The following is a 21,763-nucleotide window of genomic DNA, read 5'->3' as shown; positions in this document are numbered from 1 at the left end:
ATCGGGCCCTGACCGCCCGGGGGCCCCTGCTCGAACGAAGCCGAGAGCTAGGGGGCCGAGCTGAGCGCGACCCCGCCGAGGATGAGGACCATGCTCGCGCCGCCGAGGAGCCCGAGCCGCTCGCCGAGGAGGGCGTACGAGAGGAGGGCGACGCAGACGGGCTGGAGGTGGTAGACGATCCCGGCACGGGCGGCGCCGATCAGGGTGACGGCCTTGTTCCAGGCGAAGAAGGCGACGGCGGAGGAGAGGACGCCGACGTGGACGAGGGGGCCGACGGTGCCGGCGGTGGGCTCGAAGCCGCCCTGGACGGCGAGGCTGATGCCGTACGCCGGGAGGAGCATGAGGGCGCCGAGGGCGAAGGTGGTGAAGAGGAAGGCGAGGCCGCCGAGTTCGGCGGGGCGGCGCTTGAGCAGGGCGCTGTAGGAGGCGAAGCAGACGGCGGCGGCCATGACCCAGAGGTCGCCGGTGGCGAAGTCCGGGGTGAGCGAGCCCTTGCTGACGAGGAGCAGGACGCCGGCGCAGGCGATGAACATGCCGGTGGTGCGGCGCGGGCCGAGGCGGTTGCCGCCGAGGCGGGCGAAGAGGGCCATGAGGACGGGGGAGGCGGCCATGATCATGCCCATGTTGCCGGCGGAGGTGGCGGTCCCGGCCTGGTTGACCAGGGTGTTGTAGACGGTGATGCCGAGCAGGGAGGCGAGGGCGAGGAAGCCGAGGTGGCGGCGGATCAGGTGCCGCTGCCGCCAGGTCTCGCGGGCGGCGAGCGGGGCGACGGCGACGAGGGCGACGATCCAGCGCCAGAAGGCGGCCTGGACCGGGGGGACGGTGTCGTGGAGGGCGCGGGCGACGACGAAGCTGCCGGACCAGACGACGGTGGCGAGGAGCGCCAGAAGCACGCCGAGGCCGGCGCCCTTGGCGGGCGCCGGCCTCTCGGTGGCTGCGGTGGTGCTGTCGGTGTCGACGGTCGGGTTGCGGGCGGTGTCGAGGCTCATGCCCCTTACCGTCGCACCCCCGAAACCTCCAGGTCCATCGAAACTTCCTGACCGCTCTTTTCAGCAGAGCTGAACGATTCCGTGGTCGGCTCGGGGGCCTTGGCCTTACGGGGGTTCAGCTGGCCGACCAGGGTGGCGCCGAAGGCGATCACCATGCCGAGCACCTGCACCGCGCCGAGGGCCTGACCCAGCGCCGCCCAGCCGATGACGGCCGCGGTGATCGGGGAGAGCGGGCCGAGGAGGGTGGCCGAGGAGGCGCTCAGCCGCTCGATGCCGCGGAACCAGAGGAAGTACGAGATCGCGGTGTTGCCGAAGGCGAGGTAGGCGTAGCCGGCCAGGTTGGTGCCGGTCAGGGCCGGCGGGGCGCCCTCGATCAGGAAGGCGAGGGGCGCGATGACCAGGCCGCCCGCGGTGAGCTGCCAGCCGGTGACCGCGAGGGCTCCGACGCCCTCGGGACGGCCCCAGCGCTTGGTGAAGACGATGCCGGCGGACATCGAGAGGGAGGAGAGCAGTCCGGCGCCCACGCCGATCAGATCGAAGGCGGCTCCGGCCTTGAGGACCACGAGGCTGACGCCGAAGGCGGCGGTGACGGCGGTGAGCAGGGTCTTCACCGTGGGCTTCTCGCCGAGGAAGAGGGCCGCGAGGCCGACGACGAAGAGCGGGCCGACGGAGCCGACGACCGCGGCGACTCCGCCGGGCAGCCGGTAGGCGGCGAGGAAGAGCAGCGGGAAGAAGGCGCCGATGTTGAGGGCTCCGAGGACCGCGGACTTCCACCACCAGGCGCCCTGCGGGAGCTTGCGGGTGAGGGCGAGGAGCAGGAGGCCGGCGGGCAGGGCGCGCATGAGGCCGGTGAAGAGCGGCCGGTCGGGCGGCAGGAACTCGGTGGTGACGAAGTAGGTCGAGCCCCAGGAGATCGGGGCGAGGGCGGTGAGCGCGGTGACTGCGGCCTTGCGGGACATGACGGTTCCCCCCTGCGACGGAGTGCCGGCCCGGCGGGCGCCGGACTGACTTCGTGGTGAGTAACTTACCACTAAGCTACTTTCTCGCAAGAGGCTTTCTTGTGAGTGACTTTCTCGTGAGTGACTTTCTTGCGATCGAGGAGCGGAGAAGGGAACACTGAGGACATGGACACGCACACCCCCGACCACGACGCCGTCGACGCCATCACCGACCAGTGGGCGGCCGTCCGCCCCGACCTGGACACCGTCCCCATGGCCGTCTTCGGACGGATCTACCGGCTGGCCAACGCCATGCGCGGCAAGGTGGACAAGGCGTACGCGCCCTACGGCATGGCGCTCGGGGAGTTCGACGTACTGGCGACCCTGCGCAGGTCCGGAGCGCCGTACACGCTCTCGCCGCGCGAGCTGACCGCCACGCTGATGATCACCACCGGCGGCATGACCGGCCGGCTGGACAAGCTGGAGAAGGCCGGGCTGCTCACCCGCAGCCCCGACCCGAACGACCGGCGCGGGCTGCGGGTCACCCTCACCGAGCGCGGCATGGAACTGGTGGACCAGGCCGTCGGCGCCGGCCTCGGGGAGCAGCGGGCCGCCCTGCACGCCGCCCTCACCGAGGAGGAGGCGGACCAGTTGGCCGGGCTGCTCAGGAAGCTGCTCGCGACCACCGCGTGAAGCGTCTCCACGCATGCGAGGGCGCCGCGCGGTACTCGTACCGTGCGGCGCCCTCGGCGGAGATGTGTGAGGCGGTCGCCCGTGGGGCGGCGGCCCGTGAGGCGGTCGCCCGTGGGGCGATGGCCCGTGAGGCGGTTACGCCTTCTTCTTGGACTTGTCGAGCACCATCACCAGGCCGGCGATCACCAGGAACAGCACCAGCGGCAGCGCCACGTACAGGCCGAGGGTCTCGGCGACACTCAGCTTGGGGGCCGGGTCGTCACCGTCGTCGCGGGTGAGCGCGAGCGCGGGGGACGACATGAGCAGCATCATCAGCGTCGTACCGGCCGCGAGCGAGCCGGCGCGCAGAGCGTTCTTCTTGTCCACAGCCCCAAAGTAGCGAACACCTAAACGGGTCGCGCGTCCGGGGGTGCCGTACGGGCGTCCGGGGCTTCCGTCCGGGCCCGCAGCTCGCGCAGCAGGGCGTGCGCCCGGGGCGAGGCGGCGAGCTGCTCCAGGGTGAGCGGCTGGCCGTCCGGACCCGCGAGCGGCAGCCGCCAGTTGGGGTACTCGTCCCAGGTGCCCGGCAGGTTCTGCGGTCTGCGGTCCCCCACCGTGTCCGGCAGCCACACGCCCACCATCCGGGCCGGGGTGGCGAGCAGGAAGCGGTGGACGGCCCTGATCTCGGCCTCCTCGTCCCCCGCCCCCTCCGGCAGCAGCCCCTTCCGCTCGAACACGTCCAGCCACTCGGCGGTCTCCGCCGCGTCCGCCGCCCGTTCGCGCTCCAGGTCGCCGGGGAGCAGCCCGAGCCGGTGCCGCAGGGCGACGTGCTCGCCGGAGAGCCGGGCGGCGGTGGGGGGCAGGTCGTGGGTGGTGGCGGTGGCGACGCACTCCGCGCGCCACTCCCCCGCCGGCAGCGGGCGGCCGGTGCCCTCCCAGTCCCGCTCGAACCAGAGCACGGAGGTCCCGAACACCCCGCGCCGGGCCAGCGCCTCCCGTACGCCCGGCTCGACCGTGCCGAGGTCCTCGCCGATGACGAGGGCGCCGGCGCGGTGCGCCTCCAGGACGAGGACCGCGAGCATCGCCTCGGCGTCGTACCGGACGTACGTGCCCTCGGTGGGCTCGCGGCCCTCCGGCACCCACCACAGCCGGAACAGGCCCATCACGTGGTCGATGCGCAGCGCGCCCGCGTGGCGCAGGAGTTCGCGCAGGAGTCCCCGGTACGGGGCGTAGCCGGCGGCGGCGAGGGCGTCGGGCCGCCAGGGCGGCAGGCCCCAGTCCTGGCCCCGGGAGTTGAAGGCGTCGGGCGGGGCGCCGACCGACATGCCGGCCGCGAAGGCCTCCTGCCGGGCCCAGGTGTCCGAGCCCTCGGGGTGGACGCCGACGGCCAGGTCGTGGACGATCCCGACCGCCATGCCGGCCGCGCGGGCGGCCGCGGCGGCGTCGGCGAGCTGCCGGTCCGTCAGCCAGGCGAGCCGGCAGTGGAAGTCGACCCGGGCGGCCAGGTCGGGGTCGGCGCGCACGGCGGTCTCCGCCGCGCGCGGGGTGCGCAGCTCCTCGGGCCAGGTGCGCCAGTGGTGGCCGTGGCGCTCGGCGAGGGCCTGGTAGGTGGCGTGGTCCTCCAGGGCGCGGCCCCGCTCGGCGAGGAAGTCGTGGAAGTCGGCGCGCCGGCCCGGACCTGGCTCCACGGAGCCGAGCACCAGCTCCAGGGCCCGCCGCTTGACCTCCCAGACGGCGTCCCGGTCGATCAGGGCGCCCTTGCCGAGGACCCGTTCGCGCAGTTCGGCGGCCTCGGCGAGGATCCGGTCGAGCTCCTCGCGGCGCTCGGGGCCCACCAGGGCGTACTCGGGGATCTCCTCGATCCGCAGATGGACGGGGTCCGGGAAGCGGCGCGTGGACGGGCGGTACGGGGAGGGGTCGGCGGGCGCCCCGGGCACGCCCGCGTGGAGCGGGTTGACCTGGACGAACCCGGCGCCGTGCGCGCGGCCCGCCCAGGTGACGAGCTCCCGCAGGTCGCCGAGGTCGCCCATGCCCCAGGAGCGGGTGGAGAGCAGCGAGTACAGCTGGACGAGCAGTCCGTACGAGCGGTGGGCAGGACCGGGTACGCGCGCGGACCCCACGATCAGGGTTCCGGTGGCCGCGCGCCCGTCGGGGGCCTCCGCCCGGACCGTGTGGACGCCGGGCGGCAGGCCGGACCAGTCCCGGCCGGTGAGGACGGCGCCGTCCTCGGTGGTGACCCGGAGCCGGGTGCCGGGCGGCAGGTCCTCCGGCGGGCGGACCTCCTCCCCGCGCCACCGGACCAGGGTCGGGGGCAGCAGGCGCTCCCGGTCGGCCCGTTCGGCCGCGTCGAGGGCGGCGGCGACCGCCTCCGGGGTGCCCGCGTCGACGCCCAGGGCGCCGAGGACGGCCACCACGGTGGCGTCCGGCACGGGCACGGTGACGCCTTCCGACGGGCTGTGGGCGGTGGCGACGCCGTGACGGGCGGCGAGACGGGCCAGGGTCACTTCACACTCCTGGGGACTCCGGGCCGCCCGCGCTGCCGGGGGCGGTGGGTTCGCTGGTGAGGGGGGCCGCCACGGCGAGGGGCGGTTCGCTGGTGAGGGGCGAGGCGGCGGGCAGGGGCGGTTCGCTGGTCAGCGGTTCGCCGGCCGGTGCCGGCTGCTGTGGAATCCGTATCCGTCCGAGGTGGCGGGCGGTCGTGGTCACGGGGGTCTCCCGGTTCGTCTCGACGGGCGGGACCTGAGGCATGACTGAAGCCCTACCCACCGCACCTCGTTTTACCGGCGGATCGCGGCGAAGCGACGTCACCTCGCCGACGGCTCGCCGGGCAAAGCCGACACATCGGCCACGCGCATTGACACCCCAGTGCGACGGGTGGTGGGCTCGTGATTCATTCGTGACCATCCGGCAGAGCCGCCGGTCCCGGCCGAAGGGAGACCCGCGTGCACCTCGGGCGCAGGAAGCGCACCGCGACGGCCGTCGCCGCCGCCGTCATCGGCGGCCTCCTCGGCGGCGCGGTACCGGGCTCGGCGCAGGCGACCCCGACGGCTCCGACGGCTCCCGTGCCCCCGGCCGCTCTTTCCGCTCCGACGGCTCCCGTGCCCCCGGCCGCGCCTTCGGCTTCGACAGCGCCCGTGACACCGCCGTCCCCGCCCCCGACGCCCGCCTCCGCGACCCCGCCGGGCGCCTCCACCGCGCGCGTGCCCGCCGTCTGGCCGCGCCCGCAGTCCCTGACCGCCGCCGGGTCCTCCGTACGCCTCGGGGACGAGGTGACGCTGCTGGCGGACGCCGACGCCGATCCGTACGCGGTCGCCGCCCTGCGCGAGCTGCTGCGGGCCGCCGGGGTGCGGACCGTCCACGACGGGCTGCCGGGCCGGGGCCCGGTGCTGCGGGCCGCCGGGCCCTCGGGCGAGGGCGGCGACTCAGGCGCGGAGGCGGCGCTGACGGCCCTGCGCGTGTCCGAGCGGCTCGATCTGCCGCGCGGCGGCTACCGGCTGGCGACGGGCCGCTTCCAGGGGCGGGACACCGTCGTCCTGGACGGGGTCGGCGAGGACGGCCTGTTCCACGCGGTCCAGACGCTGCGTCAGCTCCTCGGCGCGGGCCGGGAGGTCCCCGGGGTCGTCGTCCGCGACTGGCCGGGCACGGCCGAGCGCGGCATCACCGAGGGCTTCTACGGCCGCCCCTGGACACAGGCCCAGCGCCTCGCCCAGCTGGACTTCCTGGGCCGGACCAAGCAGAACCGCTATCTGTACGCGCCCGGGGACGACCCGTACCGGCAGGCGCAGTGGCGCGAGCCCTACCCGGCCGCACAGCAGGAGGAGTTCCGGGCGCTCGCCGAGCGGGCCCGCGCCCACCACGTGACGCTGGGCTGGGCCGTGGCGCCCGCCCAGTCCATGTGTCTGGCCTCGGCCGGCGACGTGACGGCGCTGACGCGGAAGCTGGACGCGATGTGGGAGCTGGGGGTGCGCTCCTTCCAGCTCCAGTTCCAGGACGCCTCCTACGACGAGTGGCACTGCGACAAGGACGCCGACGTCTTCGGGCGCGGCCCGGAGGCCGCGGCCGGTGCCCACGCGCGCGTGGCGAACGCCGTGGCCGGGTGGCTGGCCGAACGGCACCCGGACGCCGAGCCGCTGACGGTGATGCCGACGGAGTACTACCAGGACGGCGCGAGCGCGTACCGCACGAAGCTCGCCGAGGCGCTCGACGCCGAGGTACGGGTGGCGTGGACGGGCGTCGGCGTCGTCCCGCGCACGATCACCGGCGGCGAACTGGCGGGGGCGCGCGAGGCCCTGGGCGGCCATCCGCTGGTCACCATGGACAACTACCCGGTCAACGACTACGCGCAGGACCGGCTGTTCCTCGGCCCCGCCACCGGCCGGGAGCCGGCCGTGGCCGCCGGTTCCACCGCCTATCTCGCGCACGCCATGGAGCAGCCCGCGGCCTCCCGCGTCCCGCTCTTCACCACCGCCGACTACGCCTGGAACCCGCGGGGCTACCGGCCCCGGGAGTCCTGGCAGGCCGCGGTGGACGACCTCGCGGGGCCGGACCCCGCCGCCCGCGAGGCGCTGCGCGCGCTCGCCGGGAACGGCTCCTCCTCGATCCTGGACCCGGCGGGCGAATCGGCCTATCTGAAGCCGCTCCTGGAGGCGTTCTGGGCGTCCCGCACGAGCGGCGGCGCCACCGTCCGGGAGAAGGCGGCGCGCGAACTGCGGGACGCGTTCACCGTGATGCGCCGGGCCCCCGAGCGGCTCACGGCCACGGCCGGCGGAACCCTCGACGACGAGACGGGCCCCTGGCTGGAGCAGCTGTCCCGGTACGGCCGGGCGGGCGAGACGGCGGTCGACATGCTCCTCGCCCAGGCGCGCGGCGACGGCGCGGCGGCCTGGCGGGCGCAGCTCGCCCTGGAGACGCAGCGGGAGGCCCTGGGGGCGAGCCGGGTGACGGTCGGCCCGGGGGTCCTCGATCCGTTCCTCACGCGCGCGGTGACGGAGTCCGCGGCCTGGACCGGCGCCGACCGGATCCCGGCGGCGAAGACCGACCGCTCCCCCGGCTCGTACACCGTGCGGCTCGACCGGGCGCGGCCCGTGGAGGCGCTGACGGTCATGACCGAGCCGGACATCGCCGGGGACGCGCGCGTGGAGGCGTTCGTGCCCGGCGAGGGCTGGCGGTCGCTCGGCCCCCTGTCGGATTCCGGGTGGACGCAGACCGAGCCGAAGGGGCTGCGGGCGGACGCGCTGCGGGTCGTGTGGAGCGGCGGCGGTCCGGCGCCCGAGGTGCGCGCGCTCGTGCCGTGGTTCGCGGACGGGCCGCGGGCCGGTCTCGACCTCGCCCGGACGGAGACGGACGCGGAGATCGGCGGTCCGGCGCAGCGGGTGGACGTGGAGTTGACGGGCCGGCGCGCGGGCGAGGTGCGCGGGGCGCTGACGGCGAAGGCCCCGAAGGGGATCGCGGTACGGCTGCCGGCGCGGGCCGTGGTGGAGCGCGGCGCGCGGACCAGCGTCCCCCTGGAGGTGTCGGTGGCGGCGGGCGCGCCGGCCGGGTCGTACCGGGTGCCGGTGTCCTTCGCGGGCGAGGAGCGGGTCCTGACGGTGCGGGCCTTCCCCCGGACGGCGGGCCCGGACCTGGCGCGGACGGCGACGGCCTCCTCCTCGGGCGACGAGACCCCGGACTTCCCGGCCGCCTCGGCGGTGGACGGCGATCCGGCGACCCGCTGGTCCTCCCCGGCGGAGGACGGCGCCTGGTGGCAGCTGGAGCTGCCCGAGCCGGCCCGGATAGGGCAGGTGGTGCTGCACTGGCAGGACGCGTACGCCTCCCGCTACCGGGTCCAGGTCTCGGCCGACGGGCGGATCTGGCGGACGGCGGCGACGGTCGCGGACGGCAGGGGCGGCCGGGAGTCGGTCCGGATGGACGCGGCGGACACCCGTTTCCTGCGGGTGCAGGGGGAGGAGCGGGCGACCCGCTTCGGCTACTCGCTCTGGTCGGTGGAGACGTACGCGGTGGCCGCTCCCGAGAAGAAGCAGCCCGCGCAGACGCAGCCCGAGGGGAAGCAGCCCGAGGGGAAGCAGCCCGAGCAGGCGCGGTCCGAGCAGACACAGCCCGGGCAGACGCGGGAGGACGCGCCGGAGGAGCGGCCCACCCCCTGAGAGGTGTGCCGCTCTCCGTGCCGGACGAGTCCCCGCGTACGCGAAAGGCCCGGATCAACCCGTCGTCAGCGCCCTTGCGGGGGTGTCTGCGACGGAGTCGATCCGGGCCATGACGTCCTCGGCGCCGTACGGCTCCAAGTACGGCAGCCAGCGGGGGTCCCGGTGTCCGGTCCCGATGATCCGCCAGGCCAGGCCGGTCGGCGGGGCGGGCTGGTGGCGCAGCCGCCAGCCGATCTCCCGCAGGTGTTTGTCGGCCTTGACGTGGTTGCAGCGGCGGCAGGCCGCCACCACGTTCTCCCAGGCGTGCGTGCCCCCGCGGCTGCGCGGGATGACGTGGTCGACGCTGGTCGCGACGCCCCCGCAGTACGCGCAGCGCCCGCCGTCGCGCGCGAAGAGCGCTCTGCGGGTCAAGGGAACGGGCCCCCGGTAGGGGACCCGCACGAAGCGCTTCAGTCGCACCACGCTGGGAGCGGGGAGGACTTGGGTCTCGCTGTGCAGGAAGGCGCCGGACTCCTCGATACAGAGGGCCTTGTTCTCCAGTACGAGGACGAGTGCGCGGCGGAGCGGTACGACGCCGAGTGGCTCGTACGACGCGTTGAGGACCAGGACATGCGGCACGGATGCCTCCTATGGCGCCGGCGGCGCGTGGCTCGCGCCGGGACGAACTGCTCTCAGTCTCTCCTCATGCCCGGTCGCGGCGCCACCACGTACCGGAATCGGGGTGGTGGCCCCTGGGTGTTCTCGACCACATCGGCATCTCTCCCCTGTATGTGCCCAGGTGAGGTCCGTCTCTCCCTCGAACACGGCTGCGGGAGCACGTCCGACGCCCCGTTAGTGTGGATGGCCTGCGTACGCGATGCCTGGAGGTTGTCCCGTGTCCTGGTCCGCCCTGGCGGCTGCCACCGAACCCGAACCGATACCGGTGACCCTGGACGAGGCCGCGGAGAAGGCCACGAACGCGGCGAGCTGGGTGGAGCAGAACTGGTCCACCTGGCTGAACACGGGGCTGCGCATCCTGCTGATCCTCGTCGTGGCGGTCGTGCTGCGCTGGGCCGTGCGCCGGGCCCTGACCAAGCTGATCGACCGGATGAACCGCTCGGCGCAGGCGGTGGAGGGGACGGCCCTCGGCGGTCTCCTGGTCAACGCCGAGCGGCGGCGGCAGCGCTCCGAGGCGATCGGCTCGGTGCTCCGTTCCGTGACGTCCTTCCTGATCCTGGGCACGGCCGGGCTGATGATCCTCGGCGCCTTCAAGATCGATCTGGCGCCGCTGCTCGCCTCGGCCGGTGTCGCGGGTGTGGCGATCGGTTTCGGCGCGCGGAACCTGGTGACGGACTTCCTGTCCGGCGTCTTCATGATCCTGGAGGACCAGTACGGCGTCGGCGACTCGATCGACGCGGGCGTGGCCTCCGGCGAGGTCGTCGAGGTGGGCCTGCGGGTGACCAAGCTGCGCGGGGTCGACGGCGAGATCTGGTACGTGCGCAACGGCGAGATCAAGCGGATCGGGAACCTCAGCCAGGGCTGGGCGACCGCCGGCGTGGACGTCACCGTCCGGCCGACGGAGGACCTGGACACGGTGAAGGCCGTGATCACCGCGGCGGCGGACTCCATGGCGAAGGAGGAGCCCTGGGACGAGCGCCTGTGGGGTCCGGTGGAGGTGCTCGGTCTGAGCGAGGTGCTGCTCGACTCGATGACGATCCGGGTCTCGGCGAAGACGATGCCGGGCAAGAAGCTGGGCGTGGAGCGCGAGCTGCGCTGGCGCATCAAGCGGGGCCTGGACGAGGCCGGCATCCGGATCGTGGGCGGGATCCCGCCCCAGACCGAGGAGCCGAAGTCCGACCCGACGGCCGGCATGGCGGCCCCGTCGGTCTTCGCCTCGGCGACCTCGCCGCAGTCGGCGGCGGCGACCCCGCTGCCGAAGCCGGACCTCACCAAGTAACCCTTCCCCCACGCCACGCACGCCCCCGCCGGCAACGCTTCGGTTGCCTTCGGGGGCGTGTCGCGTTCCCGGGTATTGACGACGCCGTGACGGCCGCCTTACCTTCCTCCCAACCAGATAGGAAACTTTCCTAACAGTGCCCCTCGCAGGTACTGCAGCCACGTACGAGGGCAGGTGCGATCCCCATGGCCGGCACGACCCCGGGAACCCCCGGCACCCCGCGCGTCCTGCGGGCCATGAACGACCGCGCCGCCCTGGACCTGCTCCTGGAGCACGGCCCCCTCTCGCGGACCCGGATCGGCAAGCTGACCGGTCTGTCCAAGCCGACCGCCTCCCAGCTGCTGGCCCGTCTGGAAGCGGCCGGGCTCGTCGTCGCCACCGGCACCACCGAGGGGCTGCCCGGGCCGAACGCGCAGCTGTACGCGGTGAACCCGCGGGCCGCGTACGCCGCCGGGCTCGACGTCGACCAGCACCGCGTCCACGCCGCCGTCGCCGACATCACGGGCGAGATCGTCGGCGAGTACGAGCTCCGCACCCCCGGCCGCGCCGCCTCCGGTGTCGTCCGCCAGGTCACCGAGGCCCTCGACGGGGCCGTCGAGGCGGCCGGGCTCACCCGCGCGGACGTGCGGCGCCTGGTCATCGGCACCCCAGGCGCCTTCGACCCGGCCACCGGACGGCTGCGGTACGCCTCCCACCTGCCCGGCTGGCACTCCCCCACCCTCCTGGAGGAACTGGCCGCCGTCCTGCCCATGCCGTTCGAGTACGAGAACGACGTCAACCTCGTCGCCGTCGCCGAACAGCGCCTGGGCGCCGCCCGGGGCCACTCCGACTTCGCCGTGCTGTGGAACGAGGGGGGCCTCGGCGCCGCCCTCGTCCTCGGCGGGCGGCTCCACCGCGGCTTCACCGGGGGCGCCGGCGAGGTCGGCTTCCTGCCCGTGCCCGGCACCCCGCTCGTACGGCAGGTCACCAAGGCCAACTCCGGCGGCTTCCAGGAGCTCGCGGGCATCCAGGCCGTGCCCCGGATCGCCCGCGACGCCGGGATCGACACCCCCGACCAGCCGTACGTACCGGTGGTGACCGGGCTCCTCGCGCACGCCGCCGAGGCGCACGGCGAGGACCCCCGGTACGCGGAGCTGCTCGACCGCTACGCCGAGCGCGTCGCCACCGGGCTCGCCGCCCTCGTGGCCGTCCTCGACCCCGAACTGATCGTGCTGTCCGGCTCCGCCCTCGTCACCGGCGGCGAGCCCCTCCGCGCGCGCGTGCAGTCCCAGCTCGTCGATCTCGCCCCGTCCCGGCCGCGACTCGTCCTCTCCGCCGTCCGCCGGAGCCCCGTCCTGCGCGGGGCCCTCGAAAGCGCCCTCGCCACCACGCGCGACGAGGTCTTCGACACCTCGCGCTGAACCGTCCCTGCCCCCCACCAGCCCGACACCCGCCCCAGGGAGACACCGCCATGCCCGTACGCCCGCGCAGAGCCGCCGCCGCGCTCGCCGCCACCGCCTCGATCGCCCTCTTCGCCTCCGCCTGTACCGGCTCCGCGAACAACGCGGCCGCCGACGACCCCAAGGCCGAGACCACCATCACCTTCTGGCACGGCTGGAACGCGCCCGCCGAGGTCAAGGCGATCGAGGACAACGTCGCCCGCTTCGAGAAGGCCCACCCGAACATCAAGGTGAAGGTCGTCGGCGACATCAACGACGAGAAGCTCGGCCAGGCGCTGCGCGCGGGCGGTTCGAACGGCCCGGACGTCGTCTCCTCGTTCACCACCTCCAACGTCGGAAAGTTCTGCTCCTCGGGCGCGCTCGCCGACCTCCAGCCCTTCATAGAGAAGTCGAAGCTGGACCTGGACAAGACCTTCCCGAAGGTCCTCCAGGAGTACACCCAGTTCGAGGGCAAGCGCTGCGCCCTGCCGCTGCTCTCCGACGCGTACGGGCTCTACTACAACAAGGACGCCTTCCGGAAGGCCGGCCTCGACCCCGAGGCCCCGCCGAAGACCTGGTCCCAGTTCGCCAAGGTCGCCAAGACGCTGACGAAGGCGAAGGGCGACTCGTACGAGCAGCTCGGCTTCATGCCGAACTACCTCGGCTACGAGACCGTCGTCGAGCACTACATGTCGCAGTGGGACCACGCGTACTTCACCAAGGACGGCAGGTCGAACGTCGCCAAGGACCCGGCGTTCGCCGAGATGATGACGTACCAGAAGTCCCTGGTGGACTCGCTCGGCGGCTTCCAGAAGCTCGACAAGTACCGCACCACCTTCGGCGACGAGTGGGGCGCCAAGCACCCCTTCCAGACCGGGCAGGTCGCCATGCAGCTGGACGGCGAGTGGCGGCTGAACTTCATCAAGAACGCCGGGGTGAAGTTCGACGTCGGCGTGGCGCCGCTGCCGGTCGCGGACGACGAGGTCGCCGAGTACGGCAAGGGGTACCTCTCCGGCACGATCATGGGCATCGCGCCGCAGAGCAAGAAGCAGAACGCGGCCTGGGAGCTGGTCAAGTACATGACCACGGACACCGACGCCGTGGTGGGCTTCGCCAACGACATCGGCAACGTGCCCTCCACCTTCGAGGCGCTGAAGTCCCCGAACCTGAAGTTCGACGCCCGCTTCACGACCTTCCTCGACATCGCCCGGCACCCGCAGTCCACCTCCATGGACAACGCGATCAACGGCCCCGCCTACCAGGAGACCCTCTCCGACCTCGCCCACAAGTACGAGAAGGGCCAGGTCACGGACCTCAAGAAGGGTCTCGCGGACGCCGCGGCCCAGATCGACCGCGACATCGCCGCGGCGAAGTAACCCGCCATGACCACGTACACCCTGCGGTCCAAGCGCCGGCTGGGCGCCCTGCGCACCGCGCTGTTCATGTCGCCCTGGCTGATCGGCTTCGGCTTCTTCTTCGCCTATCCGCTGGTCTCCACCCTGTACTTCTCGTTCATGCGGTACGACGGCCTCAACCCGCCGACCTGGCGGGGCCTGGAGAACTGGACGTACGTCTTCTCCGACATGCCGAAGTTCTGGCCGGCGATGCAGAACACGCTCTGGCTCGCGGTCGTGATGGTGACCTGCCGGGTCGTCTTCGGCCTCGGCGTCGGCATGCTGATCACCAAGATCAAGACGGGTACGGGGGTCTTCCGCACCCTGTTCTACCTGCCGTACCTGGCTCCGCCGGTGGCCGCCACGCTCGCCTTCGTCTTCCTGCTCAACCCCGGCACCGGGCCGGTCAACTCGTTCCTGGAGGCGGTCGGCATCCCCGCCCCCTCCTGGTTCAACGACGCGGACTGGGCCAAGCCGGCCCTCACCGTCCTCGCCGTGTGGGGCGTCGGCGACCTCATGGTCATCTTCATGGCCGCCCTGCTCGACGTGCCGAAGGAGCAGTACGAGGCCGCCGAGCTGGACGGCGCGTCCCCGTGGCAGCGGTTCCGGTACATCACCCTGCCGAACATCTCGCCGATCGTGCTCTTCGCGGTCGTGACCGGGATCATCGGCGCGATGCAGTACTACACGCAGCCGATCGTGGCCTCCAAGGTCGCCTCGGGCGTGATGGGCGGCTCCGGCGTCACCTTCCAGCCCGGCTATCCGGACGACTCCACGCTGACGCTCCCGCAGCTGATCTACAGCCTCGGCTTCAGCCAGTTCAACTACGGCGCGGCCTGCGTGGTGGCGCTCGTGCTCTTCGCACTCTCCATGGCCTTCACCGCGCTGCTGATGCGCCGGCGCGGCGGCCTGATCGGCTCGGGTGACTGAACCATGACGACCGCAACCACTCCCGTCCTGAGGGTGGCGAGCCCCGCCGCGAAGCGGGCCCGCCGCAAGGAACTGCTGCACTGGATCGCCGTGCACTCGCTCGGCATCGCCGCCGCCCTGTTCTTCGTGCTCCCGTTCGTCTTCGTCTTCCTGACGTCCCTGATGAGCGACGAGCAGGCCCTCACCCGGGACCTGACGCCGAACTCCTGGCACTGGGACAACTACGTCCGGGTCTTCCGGACCGAGGGCTTCCTGACCTGGTGGAGGAACTCCCTGCTGTACGCGGGACTCGGCACCGTCCTCGTCGTGGTGTCCTCGGTCCCCGTGGCGTACGCGCTCGCGAAGTTCCGCTTCCGCGGGCGGCACCTGTCGCTGCTGCTCGTCATCTCGATGATGATGCTGCCGCCGCAGGTCGTGATCATCCCCATGTACCTGTTCTGGGCGAAGCAGATGGACCTCTCCGGCACGCTGTGGCCGCTGATCATCCCGATGGCGTTCGGGGACGCCTTCGCCATCTTCCTGCTGCGGCAGTTCCTGCTGACCATCCCGAACGAGTACGTCGAGGCCGCGCGGATCGACGGCTGCGGCGAATTCCGCACCCTGGTACGGGTCGTGCTCCCGATGGCGAAGCCCGGCATCGCCGCCGTCGCCCTCTTCCAGTTCTTCTCCTGCTGGAACGACTACTTCGGGCCGCAGATCTACGCCTCCGAGAACGCGGCCTCCTGGACGCTCAGTTACGGCCTGGAGTCCTTCAAGGGCGCGCACCACACCGACTGGAATCTGACCATGGCCGCGACCGTCCTGGTCATGGCCCCCGTGATCCTCGTGTTCTTCTTCGCGCAGAAGGCGTTCGTCGAGGGAGTCACACTGACCGGAGTGAAGGGCTGAGTCACCAATGAAGCTCGCTGTCGTGGGGGGCGGGTCCACCTACACCCCCGAACTGATCGACGGATTCGCGCGGCTGCGCGACACCCTGCCCATCACCGAACTCGTCCTCGTCGATCCGGCCGCCGAGCGCCTGGAGCTCGTCGGCGGGCTCGCCCGGCGGATCTTCGCCAAGCAGGACCACGACGGGAAGGTCGTCACCACCACCGACCTCGACGCCGGGGTCGAGGGCGCCGACGCCGTCCTGCTCCAGCTGCGGGTCGGCGGGCAGGCCGCCCGCCTCCAGGACGAGACCTGGCCGCTCGAATGCGGCTGCGTCGGCCAGGAGACGACGGGTGCCGGCGGCCTCGCGAAGGCGCTGCGCACGGTGCCGGTGGTGCTCGACATCGCCGAGCGCGTCCGCCGCACCAACCCCGACGCCTGGATCATCGACTTCACCAACCCCGTCGGCATCGTCACGCGCGCGCTGCTCCAGGCCGGGCACAAGGCCGTCGGCCTGTGCAACGTCGCCATCGGCTTCCAGCGGAAGTTCGCGAAGCTCCTCGGCGTGACCCCGTCCGAGGTCCACCTCGACCACGTCGGGCTCAACCACCTGACCTGGGAGCGGGCGGTACGGATCGGGGGCCCCGAGGGCGAGGACGTCCTGCCCCGGCTGCTCGCCGAGCACGGCGACGCGATCGCCGGCGACCTCCGCCTGCCGCGCCCGGTCCTGGACCGGCTCGGCGTCGTCCCCTCGTACTACCTGCGGTACTTCTACGCGCACGACGAGGTGGTGCGCGAGCTCGGCACCAAGCCCTCGCGGGCCGCCGAGGTCGCCGCGATGGAGCGGGAGCTCCTGGAGATGTACGGGGACCCGGCGCTCGACGAGAAGCCGGCGCTGCTGGCCAAGCGCGGCGGCGCCTTCTACTCGGAGGCGGCCGTGGACCTGGCGGCGGCCCTGCTGGGCGGCGGGGGTTCGCCGTACCAGGTGGTGAACACGTACAACAACGGCACGCTGCCCTTCCTGCCGGACGACGCCGTCATCGAGACGCAGGCGGCGGTCGGCGCGCACGGCGCCACGCCGCTGCCGGTCGCGCCGGTGGACCCGCTGTACGCCGGTCTGATCGCGAACGTCACGGCCTATGAGGACCTGGCCCTGGAGGCGGCGCTGCGCGGCGGCCGCGACCGGGTGTTCAAGGCGCTGCTCGCGCATCCGCTGGTCGGGCAGTACGCGTACGCCGACGGGCTCACCGACCGGCTGATCGCGCACAACCGGGAGCACCTCGCGTGGGCGTGAAGCTGAATGGGGGGCTCCTCGCGATCGACGCGGGGAACAGCAAGACCGACGTCGCGGTGCTCGCCCAGGACGGGACCGTCCTGGGGGCGGCGCGCGGCGGCGGGTTCCAGCCGCCGGTGGTGGGGGTGGAGACGGCGGTCGACGGGCTCGCGGAGATCGTCGGGAGGGCGTGGGAGGAGGCCGGCGGTGCCGGGCTCGATCCGACGTTCGCGCATGTCGCGGCCTGTCTCGCCAACGCCGATCTGCCGGTGGAGGAGGCCGCGCTCCGGGCCGAGCTGCTCGGCCGGGGCTGGAGCCCGTCCGTACGGGTGCACAACGACACCTTCGCCATCCTGCGCGCCGGGGTCGACGAACCCCGGGGCGTGGCCGTGGTGTGCGGGGCGGGGATCAACTGCGTGGGGATGACCCCGGACGGGCGGACCGCGCGCTTCCCGGCGATCGGGAAGATCTCCGGGGACTGGGGCGGGGGCGGCGGGCTCGCCGACGAGGCGCTGTGGTGCGCGGCGCGCGCCGAGGACGGACGGGGCCTGCCCACCGCCCTCGCCGACGCGCTGCCCGCGCACTTCGGCCTGGAGTCGATGTACGCGCTGATCGAGGCGCTGCACCTGGGCCGGATCCCGATGGCGCGGCGGCACGAGCTGACGCCGGTGCTGTTCCGCGTCGCGGCCGGGGACGATCCGGTGGCGCTGTCGATCGTGCACCGGCAGGCCGAGGAGGTCGTCGCCATGGCGGCGGTCGCGCTCCGGCGGCTCGGGCTGCACCGCGAGGAGGCGCCGGTGCTGCTCGGCGGCAGCGTGCTCGCCGCCCGCCATCCGCAGCTGGAGGAGCGGATCCGGGAACTCCTGGCGGCGCGGGCGCCGAAGGCCGTGATCGGCTTCGTGACCGCGCGGCCGGTCCTCGGGGCGGGGCTGCTGGCCCTGGACGCGGTGGGCGCGGGCCCGGAGGCGAAGGCCCGGCTTCGGGAGCGGTACGAGGGCTGAGGGTCGAGGGGTGCGGGGCGTGTCGTCGTTCGCGGCGGGGCGCCCCGCACGCATGTTCACCTGTTCGAGCGATGGCCGATACGGAACCGATCGCGGCCGGGCGACGTATTCCTTTCGTAGGGGGTTCGCCCGCGGAAGTCCCGTGGGCATGCGGCAGGATAAGAACAAGATCGCGCCATTTCCGGTGTGCGGGTGGGGCCCTGCGGCCATACTGCTCGCCAGGCGAGCGATCGACGTCGAGACCGAGGGGGAGGTCACGTGACACATCCGCATCCGCCGAGCGCGCCGTCCGCCTCGGCCGCGCCGGGGACGGCGCCCGCGCCCGTACGTCCGGGCGGGGTGCCGGCGCAGCAGTCGGTGGGCACCGTCCCCGGGCCCCTGCCCGCCGGGCGCGGAGCCTGGGCCGTGGGGCGCGCGCGGCTGAGGGAGGCCGCGACGACCGAGCCCGGTCGGCTCCAGATCCTCGGGGCCGTACTGGCGCTGCTCGTCGTCGCGTTCGGGGCCGTCACCGCCCTGGAGGTCACCGGCCGGGCCTCCGCCGCCGACGACGTCGTCAGCCGCAGCCAGCCCCTGAGCGCCGACGCGGCCGCCATCTACCGCTCCCTCGCCGACGCCGACACGACCGCCGCCGCCGGGTTCCTGGCGGGCACCCTGGAGCCCGCGGAGTCCCGCGCGCGGTACGACCGGGACATCACCACCGCCTCCCGGCTCCTCGTCAAGGCCGCCTCCAACACGGACGGTTCGTCCGCCTCGGCCCGTGAGATCGCCACCCTCAACGAGCTGCTCCCCCGCTACACGGGCCTGATAGAGCGCGCCCGGGCCGCCAACCGGCAGGGCCTGCCGCTCGGCGGCGCCTATCTGCGGTACGCCAACCAGCAGATGTCCAGCGCGCTGCTGCCGGCCGCCGAGCGGCTGTACGCGGCGGAGACGGCGCGGCTGCACGGGGACGACGACTCGGCCCGCGCCTGGCCGTACGTGTCGATCGCGCTCGGCCTGCTCGCCCTCGGCGTCCTCGTCTGGGCCCAGCGCCGCAACTACGCCCGCACCCACCGGGTCTTCAACCACGGGCTGCTCGCCGCCACCGCCTCCACCGCGGCCGTCCTGCTCTGGCTCCTCGCCGCGCACACCGTGACGCGGACCGAGCTGAACAGCGCGCGGGCGCACGGACAGGACTCCCTCCAGGTCCTCAACACGGCCCGGATCAGCTCCCTCACCGCCCGCTCCAACGAGAACCTGACCCTGGTCGCCCGGGGCGCCGTCCTCACCGCCGACGGCAAGAACGACAAGTACGAGGCGGACTACACGGCGAGCATGAGCGCCCTGACGACGGCGCTCGCCGCGGCGCGGGAGCGGGCCGACGACGACGCCGGGCGCGGCCCGGTCGACGAGTCCGCCGCCCGCGCGGCCGAGTGGCGGGAGCGCCACAAGGAGGCCCGCGCCAAGGACGAGGCCGGCGACTACGAGGGCGCCCTCGGCCTGGTCGTCGGCGCCAAGGGGTCGACGGGCCAGTCCTTCGACCAGGTCGACGCGGCCCTGGAGCGGGCCCTCGCGCACGAGCAGGACGAGTTCACCCGCTCCGCCGGAAGCGCCAGGGACGCGCTGACCGCGCTGCCGCTGGGCGCGGCGGCCCTCGGGATCCTGGGCGCGGCGGGCGCCGTGCTCGGCATCAACCGCAGACTGTCGGAGTACCGGTGAGAGGGGGCGGGATGCCGAACGGCACGGACCCGCTGGTGCGATCGGCGGCGAGCGGCGCGGAGCCGGTGGCGCGCCGCGCGGCGAGCGGCGCGGAGCCGCGCGTGGTGCGGGCGGCCAGGCGGCTGCGGGGCTGGGGCGGAGTCGCCGCCATGGCCGTGGCCTGCGGACTCACCGCCTCGCTCACGCTGCTGCCCCTCGCGCAGGACGGAAGCGGCGCGGCGGACGCGCCCCGGACGGCCGGCCCCGGCGTGGGCACCGGCGTCCAGGTCAAGGCCGAGACCTGCGAGCACCCGGAGGCCTCCCTCACGCCCTCGTCGGCGGACGGCCCGTCGATCCGGGCGATCAAGGAGCGCGGGAAGCTGATCGTCGGCGTCGACCAGTCCAGCTACCGCTGGGGCTACCGGAACCCGGAGAAGGGCGTCCTGGAGGGCTTCGACATCGACCTGGCCCGGGCCATCGCCCAGGACGTCCTCGGCGACCCGAGCGCGGTCATCTTCCGGACGATACCGACGAACCAGCGGATCGCCGCCCTGGACAGCGGCAAGGTCGACCTCGTCGTGCGCACCATGACGATCAACTGCAAGCGGATCGGGCAGGTCGCCTTCTCCACCGCCTACTTCCAGGCCGGGCAGCAGGTCCTGGCGCCCAAGCTCGCCACGGGGATCACCGGCTACGACTCCTCGCTGCGCGGCAAGCGGGTCTGCACCGCCGAGGGCTCCACGGCCTACGACGCGCTGGCGGAGAACTCGTTCGGCGCGGTCTTCAAGGACGAGGGCGACGGCACCAAGGACGACCAGGACCTGCTGACCGTCCCCAACCAGCTGGACTGTCTGGCCCGGCTCCAGATGGGCGAGGTCGACGCCGTCGTCACCGACAACGCCCTCGCGGCCGGCCAGGCCGCGCAGGACCCGGCGGTCGAACTCAAGGGCAAGCCGTTCACGAAGGAGTACTACGGCGTGGCGGCCAAGCTGGGCAACGACGACCTGGTGCGCCGGGTCAACGAGGTCCTCGTCGGCTACCGGCAGGGCCCCTGGCAGCGGGCGTACGAGAAGTGGCTGGCGAAGGACCTGCCGGGGATAACGGGGCCGCCCGCCCCGCTGTACAAGTAGCCCGGTACGCGCCCCGGAGGAGCGACCCTGCACACGACGAAGCGGAAGAGGTGACCGATGGGCGTCACGGGACCCCCCGGGCCGGTGATGGACCGGGACGAGGTGGACCGTGCGCTGGCGCGGCTCGGCGCGGAGCACCAGGCGATCGAGGACTCGCTCCTCGCGCTCCAGGACCACGCGGGCCGCAGGCTGCTCGAAGGGGCCGGGCTGACCGGGACGACCCGGGACCGGTGGGCGGCCGCCGAGCGGACCATCAGCCTGCTCTGGACCTGCTTCGACGTGTACACCCGCGCCCTGCGGGACGCCCGTGAGGTGCGGGCGCGCAAGCGCTGGCCCGGCCGGGAGGAGCTCGTGGAGCTGACCGACCGGCTGCGCGGCGACACCGTGCTCGTCCCGGGCGGGGCGGCCGAGGGCGCGCTGCTCACCGAGCGGTTCAGCCTGGAGGGGCTGGTCCGGCGGATGAACGAGCTGTACGCCTCCTCGCTCGACCTGGTGGTCACCGCCGACGCCGTCTGGTCGGCGCTGCCGGCCCGGATAGACCTGCTCGCCGCCGAGCTGGGCCGGACGCGTTCGCTCGCGCACTCGGTGGGCGTGCGGCCCGGGGAGCACCCGGCGGGGGACGAGCTGGAGGCGATCACGGCCGAGCTGACCGCGCTGCGCTCCCAGGTGGTGACCGACCCGCTGGCGTTCTGGCGCCCGGCGGCGGGGAGTTCGGCGCCCGGCGGGGGCCGTCCCGACACCGAGCGGTACGACCGGGCCGCGCTGGCCCTGGAGGACGTCCGGCGCGAGATCGAGGCCGTCCTCGCGGTCCGGCAGGACTCCGAGGACCGGCTGCTGCGGCTGCGGGACGTGCTCTCGCGGGCGGACCGGACGCTCGCCGAGGCGCGGTCGGCGCGCGGCGAGGTCCTCGCGAAGATCGCCGCCTCCGAGGTGCCGGCCGTCAGCGGCCCGCCGATCGCGCTCCAGGAGCGGCTCGCGGCCGCCGCCGAGTACCGCAGGCACGCCCAGTGGCACCGGCTCTCCCCGCTCCTGGACTCCCTGGAGCGGGAGGCGGAGGACGAACTGCTGCGGGCCCGCGAGTCGTTGACGGCGGTCACCGCGCCGCTCGCGGTCCGGGCCGAGCTGCGCGGCCGGCTCGACGCGTACAAGGCGAAGGCGGCGCGGTTCGGCGCGGCGGAGGATCCGCTGCTCGTCGAGCGGTACGACACGGCGCGCCGGATGCTGTGGAGCGCGCCCTGCGATCTGCGGGTCGCCGAGCAGGCGGTGCTGCGCTACCAGCAGGCGGTGGCGGAGGTACTGTCCGGGCCGAGGGACGCGGGAGACGCGGAAGACGCGGGAGGACGGCAGTGGTGAGCGGGGGAACGGACGTGAGGAGCTGTCAGCGTCCTGCGTGCGAGG

Annotated in this window: 18 protein-coding genes; 12 read left to right on the top strand and 6 right to left on the bottom strand. The window is 73.6% G+C overall.

Annotation, left to right across the window (positions count from 1 at the left end; genetic code table 11):
• Positions 1–47: 47 nt before the first annotated feature.
• Together ACFYUS_RS11155 and ACFYUS_RS11150 are read right to left on the bottom strand one after the other, a co-directional pair.
• On the bottom strand, positions 48–989 hold the full coding sequence (locus tag ACFYUS_RS11155) for a DMT family transporter (protein WP_388848550.1): 942 nt from the start codon (positions 987–989) through the stop codon (positions 48–50).
• Between the two features lie 5 nt (positions 990–994).
• Entirely contained in the window at positions 995–1,948 is a 954-nt protein-coding gene (locus tag ACFYUS_RS11150) for an EamA family transporter (protein ID WP_388848547.1), read from the bottom strand.
• A 165-nt stretch (positions 1,949–2,113) separates the two neighbouring features.
• Here ACFYUS_RS11150 and ACFYUS_RS11145 point away from each other — a divergent pair, with 165 nt between their 5' ends.
• A complete protein-coding gene (locus tag ACFYUS_RS11145) occupies positions 2,114–2,620 on the top strand; it encodes a MarR family winged helix-turn-helix transcriptional regulator (RefSeq protein ID WP_388848545.1) in 507 nt (168 codons plus the stop codon).
• Positions 2,621–2,755: 135 nt separating this feature from the next.
• Here the strand turns inward: ACFYUS_RS11145 and ACFYUS_RS11140 are convergent, their stop codons facing one another.
• The 3 genes from ACFYUS_RS11140 to ACFYUS_RS11130 are packed head-to-tail and all read right to left on the bottom strand — an operon-like array spanning position 2,756 to position 5,347.
• Positions 2,756–2,986, bottom strand: a complete 231-nt coding sequence (locus ACFYUS_RS11140) for a hypothetical protein (protein WP_388848542.1) — start codon at positions 2,984–2,986, stop codon at positions 2,756–2,758.
• 20 nt (positions 2,987–3,006) lie between these two features.
• Complete coding sequence (gene malQ / locus ACFYUS_RS11135) at positions 3,007–5,103, bottom strand: 4-alpha-glucanotransferase (RefSeq protein ID WP_388848539.1); 2,097 nt, start codon at positions 5,101–5,103, stop codon at positions 3,007–3,009.
• 1 nt (position 5,104) lies between these two features.
• Complete coding sequence (locus ACFYUS_RS11130; protein WP_388848536.1) at positions 5,105–5,347, bottom strand: hypothetical protein; 243 nt, start codon at positions 5,345–5,347, stop codon at positions 5,105–5,107.
• A gap of 194 nt (positions 5,348–5,541) precedes the next feature.
• Here ACFYUS_RS11130 and ACFYUS_RS11125 point away from each other — a divergent pair, with 194 nt between their 5' ends.
• Positions 5,542–8,742 (top strand): beta-N-acetylglucosaminidase domain-containing protein, encoded by a 3,201-nt coding sequence (locus ACFYUS_RS11125; protein WP_388848533.1) that lies wholly within the window; start codon positions 5,542–5,544, stop codon positions 8,740–8,742.
• A gap of 54 nt (positions 8,743–8,796) precedes the next feature.
• Here ACFYUS_RS11125 and ACFYUS_RS11120 read toward each other — a convergent pair whose 3' ends face one another.
• Positions 8,797–9,360 (bottom strand): HNH endonuclease, encoded by a 564-nt coding sequence (locus ACFYUS_RS11120; protein ID WP_388848530.1) that lies wholly within the window; start codon positions 9,358–9,360, stop codon positions 8,797–8,799.
• A 256-nt stretch (positions 9,361–9,616) separates the two neighbouring features.
• Between ACFYUS_RS11120 and ACFYUS_RS11115 the strand changes: the two genes are divergently transcribed.
• From ACFYUS_RS11115 to ACFYUS_RS11070, 10 genes are all read left to right on the top strand, one after another.
• Complete coding sequence (locus ACFYUS_RS11115) at positions 9,617–10,678, top strand: mechanosensitive ion channel family protein (RefSeq protein WP_388848527.1); 1,062 nt, start codon at positions 9,617–9,619, stop codon at positions 10,676–10,678.
• 185 nt (positions 10,679–10,863) lie between these two features.
• Positions 10,864–12,078 carry an ROK family protein gene (locus ACFYUS_RS11110; protein ID WP_388848524.1) on the top strand — a complete coding sequence of 405 codons (1,215 nt, stop codon included), beginning with the start codon at positions 10,864–10,866 and terminating at the stop codon, positions 12,076–12,078.
• Positions 12,079–12,128: 50 nt separating this feature from the next.
• Positions 12,129–13,472 (top strand): ABC transporter substrate-binding protein, encoded by a 1,344-nt coding sequence (locus tag ACFYUS_RS11105; RefSeq protein WP_388848521.1) that lies wholly within the window; start codon positions 12,129–12,131, stop codon positions 13,470–13,472.
• A 6-nt stretch (positions 13,473–13,478) separates the two neighbouring features.
• On the top strand, positions 13,479–14,420 hold the full coding sequence (locus ACFYUS_RS11100; protein ID WP_388848518.1) for a carbohydrate ABC transporter permease: 942 nt from the start codon (positions 13,479–13,481) through the stop codon (positions 14,418–14,420).
• 3 nt (positions 14,421–14,423) lie between these two features.
• Entirely contained in the window at positions 14,424–15,308 is an 885-nt protein-coding gene (locus ACFYUS_RS11095) for a carbohydrate ABC transporter permease (protein WP_388848515.1), read from the top strand.
• A 7-nt stretch (positions 15,309–15,315) separates the two neighbouring features.
• On the top strand, positions 15,316–16,581 hold the full coding sequence (locus ACFYUS_RS11090) for a 6-phospho-beta-glucosidase (RefSeq protein ID WP_388848512.1): 1,266 nt from the start codon (positions 15,316–15,318) through the stop codon (positions 16,579–16,581).
• Positions 16,572–17,561, top strand: coding sequence for an N-acetylglucosamine kinase (locus ACFYUS_RS11085; RefSeq protein ID WP_388848509.1), 990 nt, complete (start codon positions 16,572–16,574; stop codon positions 17,559–17,561). The genes ACFYUS_RS11090 and ACFYUS_RS11085 overlap by 10 nt, the downstream gene beginning before the upstream one ends.
• A gap of 258 nt (positions 17,562–17,819) precedes the next feature.
• Positions 17,820–19,256: a hypothetical protein gene (locus ACFYUS_RS11080; RefSeq protein ID WP_388848506.1), complete on the top strand. Its 1,437-nt coding sequence runs from the start codon at positions 17,820–17,822 to the stop codon at positions 19,254–19,256.
• 11 nt (positions 19,257–19,267) lie between these two features.
• Positions 19,268–20,365, top strand: coding sequence for a glutamate ABC transporter substrate-binding protein (locus ACFYUS_RS11075; RefSeq protein ID WP_388848503.1), 1,098 nt, complete (start codon positions 19,268–19,270; stop codon positions 20,363–20,365).
• 57 nt (positions 20,366–20,422) lie between these two features.
• Positions 20,423–21,718, top strand: a complete 1,296-nt coding sequence (locus ACFYUS_RS11070) for a hypothetical protein (protein ID WP_388848500.1) — start codon at positions 20,423–20,425, stop codon at positions 21,716–21,718.
• The last annotated feature ends 45 nt before the right edge of the window (positions 21,719–21,763 follow it).

This window comes from Streptomyces sp. NPDC004284 (assembly GCF_042874035.1).
Classification (GTDB): domain Bacteria; phylum Actinomycetota; class Actinomycetes; order Streptomycetales; family Streptomycetaceae; genus Streptomyces.
The sequence above is the reverse complement of the archived record's forward strand: the minus strand, read 5'-3'. Positions and strand labels throughout refer to the sequence as shown.

Coding starts and splice junctions, on each gene's coding strand:
- ACFYUS_RS11155 (WP_388848550.1), bottom strand. CDS start 989: ATGAGCCTCGACACCGCCCGCAACCCGACCGTCGACACCGACAGCACC.
- ACFYUS_RS11150 (WP_388848547.1), bottom strand. CDS start 1,948: ATGTCCCGCAAGGCCGCAGTCACCGCGCTCACCGCCCTCGCCCCGATC.
- ACFYUS_RS11145 (WP_388848545.1), top strand. CDS start 2,114: ATGGACACGCACACCCCCGACCACGACGCCGTCGACGCCATCACCGAC.
- ACFYUS_RS11130 (WP_388848536.1), bottom strand. CDS start 5,347: ATGCCTCAGGTCCCGCCCGTCGAGACGAACCGGGAGACCCCCGTGACC.
- ACFYUS_RS11110 (WP_388848524.1), top strand. CDS start 10,864: ATGGCCGGCACGACCCCGGGAACCCCCGGCACCCCGCGCGTCCTGCGG.
- ACFYUS_RS11105 (WP_388848521.1), top strand. CDS start 12,129: ATGCCCGTACGCCCGCGCAGAGCCGCCGCCGCGCTCGCCGCCACCGCC.
- ACFYUS_RS11100 (WP_388848518.1), top strand. CDS start 13,479: ATGACCACGTACACCCTGCGGTCCAAGCGCCGGCTGGGCGCCCTGCGC.
- ACFYUS_RS11095 (WP_388848515.1), top strand. CDS start 14,424: ATGACGACCGCAACCACTCCCGTCCTGAGGGTGGCGAGCCCCGCCGCG.
- ACFYUS_RS11090 (WP_388848512.1), top strand. CDS start 15,316: ATGAAGCTCGCTGTCGTGGGGGGCGGGTCCACCTACACCCCCGAACTG.
- ACFYUS_RS11075 (WP_388848503.1), top strand. CDS start 19,268: ATGCCGAACGGCACGGACCCGCTGGTGCGATCGGCGGCGAGCGGCGCG.
- ACFYUS_RS11070 (WP_388848500.1), top strand. CDS start 20,423: ATGGGCGTCACGGGACCCCCCGGGCCGGTGATGGACCGGGACGAGGTG.